Origin of the sequence: uncultured Flavobacterium sp., from assembly GCF_963975005.1 — a bacterium.
Lineage (GTDB): Bacteria > Bacteroidota > Bacteroidia > Flavobacteriales > Flavobacteriaceae > Flavobacterium.
On record NZ_CAXBFR010000106.1, the window covers coordinates 1 to 9940 of the forward strand.

Here is a 9940-nt window from a genome sequence, read left to right on the forward strand (position 1 = left end):
AAGAAATTTAAGAAATTTTTATAATTTATTGGTTTGTGGTCGCTTTGCTCTGGGGTTGTTGCACATAGGTTCTCAAAGGTTTCACTGAGTTTTACAAAGATTTCTTTTTGGAACGCGGATGAAACGGATTGACTGCGTCAAACGCGGATGGACACGGATTTTAAACACTATTGTTATGCCAACTTTGGAGGAAACACAATAGAAACTCACACAAACTACTTACACCATAAATGTAACTGATAACTGATAACCGACTACTACCCTATACAAACAGAGCCTTCACAATTCACAACTCATAATTCACAATTAAATAAACCCTAATGCGGGAAACCGTAAAACAATCTCAAACGCTTTCTTTACATTTACAAATCAATACTAACTTTCGTACAAAATAGGTGTTTTTCCTGTTGGTACTTTAGATAAAAAATGGTAGGTTTGAAGAATACAAGTCATTAAACAAAACATGAGTAAAAATACCGTAAAAGCCGATATCAATTTTGAACAAGAACTTTGGAAAGCGGCAAACGAACTGCGTGGTGCTGTAGCTGAAAATCAATACAAAGACTATGTGTTGCCGATGATTTTCTTAAAGCACATGTCGGAACGCTATGAAATGCGTAAAGAAGAATTAACAACATTACTACAAGATAAAACATCTTCTTATTTTACTACAGATGATGCCGAAATAAATTATGTTTTAGAAGATGCCGATGAGTATTTGTCTAAAAACATTTATATCATTCCTAAAGAAGCTACTTGGGAATACTTAAGAGCTAATGCCGAACAAGACAATATCAAAGTGATTGTAGATGATGCTTTTGATACGTTAGACAGTACTTTAGCGGTAAGTCGACCTGACTTAAAATGGATATTGCCTCGTATTTTTGTAAAGAGTCAATTGACGGCACGACAAGTGGGTGGTTTGATTAACTTACTTTCTAATCCTAAATTATCTCAGAAAGAAAACCCAGAAAGCGATGTCTTAGGTCGTGTTTATGAATATTATATAGGCAAGTTTGCTATTGCCGAAGGTTCTGGTGCAGGACAATTCTTTACTCCTGGTAGTATTGTACGCTTGTTGGTGGAAATGATTGAACCTTATGAAGGTAAAATCTTTGATTCCGCATGTGGTTCGGGTGGCATGTTTGTACAATCCTTGAAATTCTTAGAAAGCCACGGTGGTGATAAAAAGAACATTGCTATATACGGACAAGAACGTTACGATGGTACCTTACGTTTGTGTAAAATGAACTTGGCTTTACGCGATTTGTCTTTTGATGTACGTTTGGGTGATTCTTTATTACAAGATAAGTTTCCTGATTTAAAAGCCGATTTCATCATTGTAAACCCACCTTTTAATGTGAGCCAATGGCACCCAGAAGACTTACCTGAAAACGACCCACGACTCTTTGGACCTAAAGAAGAATTTACTACGGATGGTAATGCCAATTTTATGTGGATGCAAACCTTTTGGAGCCATTTGAGCGATATAGGAACAGCCAGTGTGGTAATGGCAAATGGAGCAATGACTTCGAACAATAAAGGAGAAAAAAACGTGCGTGAGTTTATGGTAAACAACAGCATGATTGACTGTATTGTGCGTTTACCCGATAAATTGTTTTTAACAACAGGCATACCAGCTTGTATTTTTATATTGAGTAAAAACCGTGATGGAAAAGACGGCAAACACAGAGAACGTAACAATGAAATCTTATTCATAGACACCAGTAAAATGGGCACTATGGAAAGCCGTAAGTTGCGTATTTTTACGGATGATGATATTGATAAAGTAGCAGCCACTTACCATTCTTGGAGAAATATTTCCCCTCTTGAGAGGGGTGCCGAAGGCGGGGTGTGTTACGAAAACACTGATGGTTATAGCTATGCTGCAACTATAGAAGAAGTACAAAAACAAGACTACAAACTAACCCCAGGTATTTATGTAGGCACAGAGGAAGTAGAAGACGATGGTATTTTGTTTGAAGATAAAATGGCTGCTTTACAAGCTACTTTGCAAGAACAGTTTGCTAAAGGGAATGAGTTGCAACAAAGGATATTGGAGAATTTTAATAAGGTATGATTTAAAAATTAAGATATGATTGATTGGGAAACTATAAAAAAGAGAATTTTTGAAGAAACAAAAAAAGTTTTCAATTATAAAAATGACAATAATTTAATTGATTTAATTCAATTATTTGAACTTTGTTTATCTGTAAAATTAAATAAAACAGATTTAAAGTTAGATGGGATTGAATCACGTATATCAAATGCATTACAAATTATTTTAGTAGATGAGGTTGGAAAAGAAAAAAAAATATCACTATTTGCTGATTTTGCAAAAATAGAACCTTTTTTCCGTAAGGTACTTTATTTAGTTAATCCAAGTAAATATGAAAAATATGATCAAGGTACAAAAGGGCTTTCGGCTTTAATAGGTGCTCTTAGTCTAAATCCAAGAAATATTGATTTTACAAGTTATGATGAGCAAGAACTAAAGGGTAATAATATAAAAGATTATCATTTACTGAAGGTATATAATTTACGTAATATTGAAAGTCATTTATGTGAAGATTGGACATCGAAGGAACTTTATGAAAATATTGAAAACCTATTAGTTGTATATATTTTAGTTTTAGAAAGATGGAAAATTGAATTAACAGAAATAATAAATAATGATAATTTACAAAAGGAGCAAGATTTTAAGCCTTATTTAAACTCTGTTAAAGAAGATTTTAAATCTCGAATAGGTCGTTTTGTTCATATAAAAGGGAAAGAGGATATAAGATTGTCACAAAATCTAGTTATTGAAAATGGTATAAATACAGATGATAATGATAGACTTGAAAGAAAGGGTACTGTGAATGAATTGAGAAGATCTAATGTACCAGAAAAAAGAATGTTAATTTGGGGTGATGCAGGAATGGGTAAAAGTACTACTTTGGAATACTTAGCCTATTATGACGCAGATAAAAAATTGAAAGATTCACTAAATAATACCCCTGTTTATATTTCTTTAGGATTGTTAACAGATAAGTCAATATCAATAAAAACCGCAATTTTTACAAAAATTGGGGTTGATGAGATATTGGGTGAGCGTATGCTTGTCGAAGGTAGAATAAATTTATTTCTTGATGCTATTAATGAAATTCCGAGGGATGATAGTAATCAATTGAAAACAATTAGGTTGCGTGAAATTCAAAATTTGATTAAATCTTATGAAAAATGTTTTATTATTTTATCTAATCGACCACAAGATGACAATATTTTTAAAGAAGTTCCTGTATTTCAGCTTCAAAAAATGGATATAGATCAAATTGAAAATTTCTTAAATAAAAATACAGAAAGTAAGGCCGATGCTCAAGTTATTTTAAAAAACATAAAAGAAGATGTAAGATTGGAAAAAATAATTAAAGTTCCATTAATGTTATCTAGACTAATTGAAATCTACAAAGTAAGTGGTGAAATTCCAAAAAGTGAAGGAGAAATAATTGATAAGTTTATTCATAGTCTTTATCATAGAGAAATAGAAGAGAAAAAAGATGGTAATTTTCATATTAGAACAATTCATACATTATTGAGATATTTGGGATATTGGAGTTTAGAAAAAAAAGATACTAATTCTGGAATGACTGAGAATGAGGTTATAAATTATTTTCTAGAGTGTAAAAACAAGTATGGATTTACAATTGATGTCATTTATGTTTTAGAAATAGTAACACAATTAGGGATACTTGAAAAAAGAGATAATTTATACACTTTTGCTCATCAAGCTTATCAAGATTATTTTCATTCACAAGAAGAAATAGCAATAGTTGGATTATGATGCTAGATTTAATTAACAAAGCTAAAAACGAGAAGTATTATCAAAGTATACGTTTCTTTTATCATAGTCTTTCAATGGATAAAAGACATGATTTTGTAAGATTGGTTGCAGAGTATAATATTTACTTAGCAGCTCAATGCATAATGACTTCACAAAAAGATTCAATTATTGAATCTGAAATTATTGGGAAAGCTGAATATTTAGCAAAAGATTTTAATAATCCAGAGAGTTCTGCAAAAGGTTTTTTAGCGTTGGCAGAATTCGAACAATTTATTTTAATTTCAAAACTTTTAAAAAATGTCCAAAAACCAACTAAACAACAATTAATTATATTCAAGAAGATTTTTGAGAGTAATGGAAGCCAAGATATATTTTTTCAATTAATTGAAGTAATGTTGTTAATTGAAAATATTCAATTGATAATTTATTGTATAACAACTTACAATGGAACAATTATTGTTAATACTGAAAATCAAAAAATATTAAAAACGTTATTTTTATTTTTGTTTGATAATGGTAATTATGGTATTTCGAAAGTAATACTAGAAAAGTTTGAACTATACAATGAAATTGCAATAATTTTTGAAAAGCAACCTACGGAGATTATAAATATTTTATTAGTTGCTAAGAGAAAAAAGATTCAAGCAATAAAATTAGCATATGAGATATATAATCGTTTTAACTTGGTTAAATCATTAAATGCAGAAATATTTATTGATATTCTAAATGAAACAAGTAGCGATAAATCATTAATGACTGCAATTAATATTGCTACCAGACAACATATCGAAAGTAAAAGAATTAATGAAGAAATATCGAATTTATTGAATCCTTTTAGGAATAATCAAAAAGTTATTAATAGAGTTATGCGAAAAGTGACTCAATTAATAAATAATGGATTATTAGACTATATTTCAAAAAACGAATCATTGAATGAACAATTTAGTAGGTTTAAAGAAACATTTAATTATGATTTTGAAAAGAAAAAAAATTTACATGGTTTAATTACGTCAGTTTTTATTAAAAGTGAATATTCAATATTTGAAGACAACGTTGAAATACCTACTCACAAATCAATTGAAGAGGTAATAGAAGATTATTTTAATATGAAAGATAAACCATATCTTGAAAATTTAGTGAATATGTTAACTTTTCATTTTAATGCATCATACCGTGATATTTCACACTTATTAAGAAAGTATGAATTATGCGGAACCATTAATGCTATATTTGATTACGGTTATTATGTAACAGGTGAAAATATTAAGACTAGAAATTTATTTTTTTTACACCCTGCTCAAGCATTTGAAATAGGTGATGAAAACAATAATTTAGAAGAAAACAGTAAAATTAATTTTAGAATAATTGGAATAAATAGAACTAATTTAAGATTTAATATTTCAAGATTAAAAGAATTTCAAAACTAAAATTAAATATAGATAAAATGCCAAACAACTAGATAACATATAAACTATGGAAGTATACCTAAACATACAACAACAAGAAAACCTATTCTACTTCTACCATAACTGGAAAGCAGGCAAGAAAAATAAAATACATAAAGGACATTGCCCACAATGTAATTTTGGCACAGGTAAAAGGGAAAAACAAACAAGAGGATTAAATGGTGTTTGGATTGGTCCTTTTTCTACACTAGATTTATGTAACGATTATATTGCTGATAGAATAAATTTACCACCTGTTGAACCTCATAAATGTTGTAATTAATTTACGTTATTGAAAGAGTAGTTACTAAAAAATAAGTTTCAAAAAATAAAAATGATATTTAATTCAAAATTTATATTTAAAAAAATTTCAGAAGGTTCTAGTTTTCTTTCTGGGTATGCTTTTAAAAGTAGTGATTTTACATCTCACGGTATACCAGTTATTAAAATAAAAAACATTCAAGATAAGAGAGTAAATTTTCTAAAAGACCAATTTGTTTCTGAAAAAAAACTAACTGAGAAACTAGAGAAATTCAAAATTAGAAAAAATGATATTTTGATAGCAATGACAGGTCAAGGTAGTGTTGGAAGAGTTGGACAAGTTAAAATAAAAACTAATACATTTGGTTTACTTAACCAACGTGTAGGTAAATTTATATGTGATGAGATTAAATTAAATAATAATTATTTATTTTATGTGATCTCTTCACAACGGTATGAGGAATACCTTTTTAATAAAGCAATCGGTAGCGGTCAGCCAAATCTAAGCCCATCAGATATAATTAATATTAAAATACCTTTTCCTTCTTATGAAGAACAAAAATCCATAGCTCAAATCCTATCCACCATAGACGACAAAATAGAAAACAACCTAGCCATCAACAAAACCTTAGAAGAAATGGCAATGGCTTTATACAAACACTGGTTTGTAGATTTTGGCCCTTTTCAAAACGGTGAATTTGTAGATAGTGAATTAGGGAGTATTCCTAAAGGTTGGGAAGTGAAGAGATTGGATGAAATTTATATTAGTCATAATAAAAAAAGAAAACCAATTTCTACAAATGAAAGAGCAAAAATTCAAGGTGAATATCCATATTTTGGTGCTACAAAAATTTTAGACTATATAGATCACTTTAAGTTTGAAGGAGAATATATTCTATTGGCAGAAGATGGCACTGTTAAAACTGAACGAGATACTCCTTTCTTACAGTTTGTTACAGGTAAGTTCTGTGTAAGTAATCACGCTCATGTTTTAACAGGAAATAAAGATTATTCAAATGAGTTTTTATATTTAAGTCTCTCAAATACTAATGTAATTCCAATTATAACTGGGGCAGTTCAGTTAAAAATAAATAAAGAAAATTTAGAAAAATTACAATTTATTGTATCACCTAAAGAAACATTAAATAGATTTGAAGATAAAATAATTCCTCTTTATAAACAAATAAAAGAGAATGAGTTAGAAAACCAAACCCTAACCCAATTACGCGATACTTTATTACCAAAGTTAATTAGTGGCGAGGTGCGGTTAAAAGAGTATAGAGAATTAACTAATTAATATAAAACAATATGCCAAAAGAGGAATTTCTAGAATTAGTTAAAGAAATAAAAGAAAATAATAAGGAATTCGAAATTACTCCAAGAGAGTTACTTAATTTTTTTGGTTGTGAAAAAAGAACAACTGGAAATGTAGCTTATATAAATAGATTTCTTCACGAAAACCAGTTAGAAACTGAACCTAATTTTGTAAATGGTTGGATAGATGGGGATATTGTTTTAAAACATAAGAAAAAAGCAACAACCAAAAATGAAGTAGATTCAATTCAAAGAATAAAACTTCTTCCGTCTTCTAATAGAGAGCCTATTTCAATTAATAAAGAAGCTTCTTTAAAAGAAGAAATTACATTGATGATGATGCATAATTATTCTCAATTACCAGTAATGAGTGGAGTAAGAAATGTAATTGGTTTTATTAGTTGGGGAACTATTGGTTGTGCTTTAGTAAATGGAAGTAAATCAGAGGAAGCTAAAGATTACATAAATACTAATGTAACTTTATTAAGTTATGAAACTCCTCTTATGGAGGCGATTAATATTGTAATAGAAAAAGAATTTGTGTTAGTATATAAAAATGATAAAACTATTTCTGGTATTGTAACTATTGCAGATATTAGTTCACAATTTCTATCAGTGACAGAGCCGTTTCTATTATTGGAACAAATTGAAAATCATATAAGGCAAATATTAAATAATAAGTTTTTAATTGCAGATTTGATTGATTTTTGTAAAAATGACGAGTATGAACGTAAAATTGAATTTATAGATGATTTAAACTTTGGAGACTATATAAGAATTGTCGGTAAACCTGAAAATTGGGAAAAACTTAATTTATTAATAGAGCGTTCACACTTTATAAAGCAATTAGATAAAATTAGACAGATAAGAAATGATGTCATGCATTTTGATCCTGAAGGTATTACTCAAGATCAAAGAACTGATTTAGTTAAAATGGCAAAATTCTTAACGGAATTAAGAAAATATAATTAAAAATTATATGACAACAGAAGCTAGAATAGAACAAGCCACTATCGATTGGTTAACCGATTTAGGGTATAGCCATGTAAACGGTAGTACTTTGCCTCAAAATGCTAATGAAGTGGTTTTAAAAGACCAGTTGTTGGCTTTTATACAAAAGCAATATCCGCAATTACCAAGTGAGTTGCAAGATGTAGCTGTTGCTGAATTTGCCAATACCAAAGGAGCTGATTTGTTGTATCGCAACAGGGATTTTCATTTAAAGCTAACTAAAGGGTTGGATTTTGAATACAAAGATGCCCACAAACAAGACAAAGCGGTTCATATTTATCCTATCGATTTTCAAAATCCAGAAAACAATACTTTTTGGTGTGTGAATCAGTTTAGTATTGTAGGTAAAAACAAACGTCGTCCTGATATTATTATATACATAAATGGTTTGCCTTTAGTGGTTTTTGAATTAAAAAACTGGTTTGATGAAAACACCAATATTGCTGAAGCTTTAAACCAAATAGGACATTATACCAAAGATATTCCGCAATTATTTGAATACAATATGCTATCCGTTATTAGTGATGGTAACGAAGCCCAACATGGTATGTTTAATGCCAAAAGCGAATGGTATGCCGCTTGGAAAAGCATCGATGGAAGAACCTTAGTGGAAGATGATTTTCAAATGCATACGTTGTTGTTTGGTTTGTTTCCCAAAGAACGATTGCTCAATTATATTAAGAACTTTATCTTTTTTGAAGACCATAACGGCACTTTAATAAAAAAAGGAGCCAAATACCATCAGTTTTTTGGAGTTAATTTTGCAGTTGAAGCTGCTAAAAAAGCTATAAAACCTTATGGTGATGGACGAATTGGGGTAATTTGGCATACACAAGGCAGTGGAAAAAGTATTTCTATGGCAATGTATGCAGGAATATTACGCAGTTTACCCGAATTAAAAAACCCAACCATTGTTGTACAAGTAGATAGAAGTGATTTGGATTTTCAGTTGTATGAAAACTTTGTCTTAGCAAAAGATTTAGTGGGCGATGTGCAACATGCTGATTCTACCAATGATTTAAGACGATTGCTTTCTACAGGAAGTGGTGGCGTTATTTTTACTACGATTGAAAAGTTTCGTTTAAAAATGGGAACCGATGAAAAATTAGGAGAAATAGAACATCCTATTTTATCGGAACGAGAAAACATTATTGTAATGGCTGATGAAGCCCACAGAACGCAATATGGTTTGCTAGATGGTTTTGCTTCTAACTTACGAAAAGCGTTGCCTAATGCTTCCTTTATAGGCTTTACAGGAACACCTGTTGACAGTAAAGATGCAGACACGCAAGAAGTTTTTGGAGAAACCATTCACGTTTACGACATCAAACAAGCTGTTGAAGACAAAGCAACAGTTCCTATATATTATGAACCTCGTTTGGCTAAGTTGCATTTAGGCAATGAAAATATAGATGATGATGCAGATGAGATTTTATGGGAACAAGAAGATGCTTCTAATTTAAAATGGGCAGCTATAGAAGATGCAGCAGGTTCAGAAGACCGTGTAGCAAAAATTGCAGCCGATATATTAAAACACTTTAAAAATCGAACAGATACCTTGCCAGGAAAAGCAATGGTGGTTTGTATGAGTAGAAGAAACAGTGTGAAAATGTATGATGCTTTAACAGCATTAGAAGGTTGCCCAGAAATTGCGGTTGTAATGACTGGCAACATATCCAAAGATCCAATTGCATGGAATCCACATATTAGAACACAAGATGCTACAGAAGCTTTAAAAAAGCGCTTTAGAAATCCTAAAGATACTTTAGAAATAGTCATTGTTAGAGATATGTGGCTAACAGGTTTTGATGCTCCTTGTGTGCATACTATGTATGTAGATAAGGTGATGAAAGGACACAGTTTAATGCAGGCTATTACTAGAACTAATCGAGTTTTTAAAGATAAACCTTCAGGAGTTATTGTCGATTATATTGGTATTGGAGACCAACTGAAAAAAGCTACTAATAAATATACTGGTAGTGGTGGAAAAGGAGAACCAACTATTGATATGCGTCAAGCCTTAGAAATGTTTTATAATCAAGTAGGAATTTGCAAGTCACTTTTAGAAGGTGATGTAGATTATAGC

7 protein-coding genes are annotated in these 9940 nt (G+C 30.3%); all 7 read left to right on the forward strand.

Annotation, left to right across the window (positions count from 1 at the left end; translation table 11 throughout):
• Window positions 1-463: 463 nt before the first annotated feature.
• Window positions 464-2080, forward strand: a complete 1617-nt coding sequence (locus AACZ53_RS11540) for a class I SAM-dependent DNA methyltransferase (RefSeq protein WP_339838544.1) — start codon at window positions 464-466, stop codon at window positions 2078-2080.
• 15 nt (window positions 2081-2095) lie between these two features.
• Window positions 2096-3823 carry an NACHT domain-containing protein gene (locus AACZ53_RS11545; RefSeq protein ID WP_339838547.1) on the forward strand — a complete coding sequence of 576 codons (1728 nt, stop codon included), beginning with the start codon at window positions 2096-2098 and terminating at the stop codon, window positions 3821-3823.
• Window positions 3820-5250 carry a hypothetical protein gene (locus tag AACZ53_RS11550; protein WP_339838549.1) on the forward strand — a complete coding sequence of 477 codons (1431 nt, stop codon included), beginning with the start codon at window positions 3820-3822 and terminating at the stop codon, window positions 5248-5250. The genes AACZ53_RS11545 and AACZ53_RS11550 overlap by 4 nt, the downstream gene beginning before the upstream one ends.
• A gap of 46 nt (window positions 5251-5296) precedes the next feature.
• The gene (locus tag AACZ53_RS11555; protein WP_339838552.1) at window positions 5297-5551 is read left to right on the forward strand and encodes a hypothetical protein; all 255 of its coding nucleotides are present in this window, start codon (window positions 5297-5299) and stop codon (window positions 5549-5551) included.
• A 51-nt stretch (window positions 5552-5602) separates the two neighbouring features.
• On the forward strand, window positions 5603-6826 hold the full coding sequence (locus AACZ53_RS11560) for a restriction endonuclease subunit S (protein WP_339838554.1): 1224 nt from the start codon (window positions 5603-5605) through the stop codon (window positions 6824-6826).
• A gap of 11 nt (window positions 6827-6837) precedes the next feature.
• Entirely contained in the window at window positions 6838-7815 is a 978-nt protein-coding gene (locus tag AACZ53_RS11565) for a CBS domain-containing protein (protein ID WP_339838556.1), read from the forward strand.
• Between the two features lie 7 nt (window positions 7816-7822).
• The coding region (locus AACZ53_RS11570; protein WP_339838559.1) for an HsdR family type I site-specific deoxyribonuclease at window positions 7823-9940 on the forward strand (2118 nt) is incomplete at its 3' end.

Coding starts and splice junctions, on each gene's coding strand:
- AACZ53_RS11550 (WP_339838549.1), top strand. CDS start 3,820: ATGATGCTAGATTTAATTAACAAAGCTAAAAACGAGAAGTATTATCAA.
- AACZ53_RS11565 (WP_339838556.1), top strand. CDS start 6,838: ATGCCAAAAGAGGAATTTCTAGAATTAGTTAAAGAAATAAAAGAAAAT.
- AACZ53_RS11540 (WP_339838544.1), top strand. CDS start 464: ATGAGTAAAAATACCGTAAAAGCCGATATCAATTTTGAACAAGAACTT.
- AACZ53_RS11560 (WP_339838554.1), top strand. CDS start 5,603: ATGATATTTAATTCAAAATTTATATTTAAAAAAATTTCAGAAGGTTCT.
- AACZ53_RS11555 (WP_339838552.1), top strand. CDS start 5,297: ATGGAAGTATACCTAAACATACAACAACAAGAAAACCTATTCTACTTC.
- AACZ53_RS11545 (WP_339838547.1), top strand. CDS start 2,096: ATGATTGATTGGGAAACTATAAAAAAGAGAATTTTTGAAGAAACAAAA.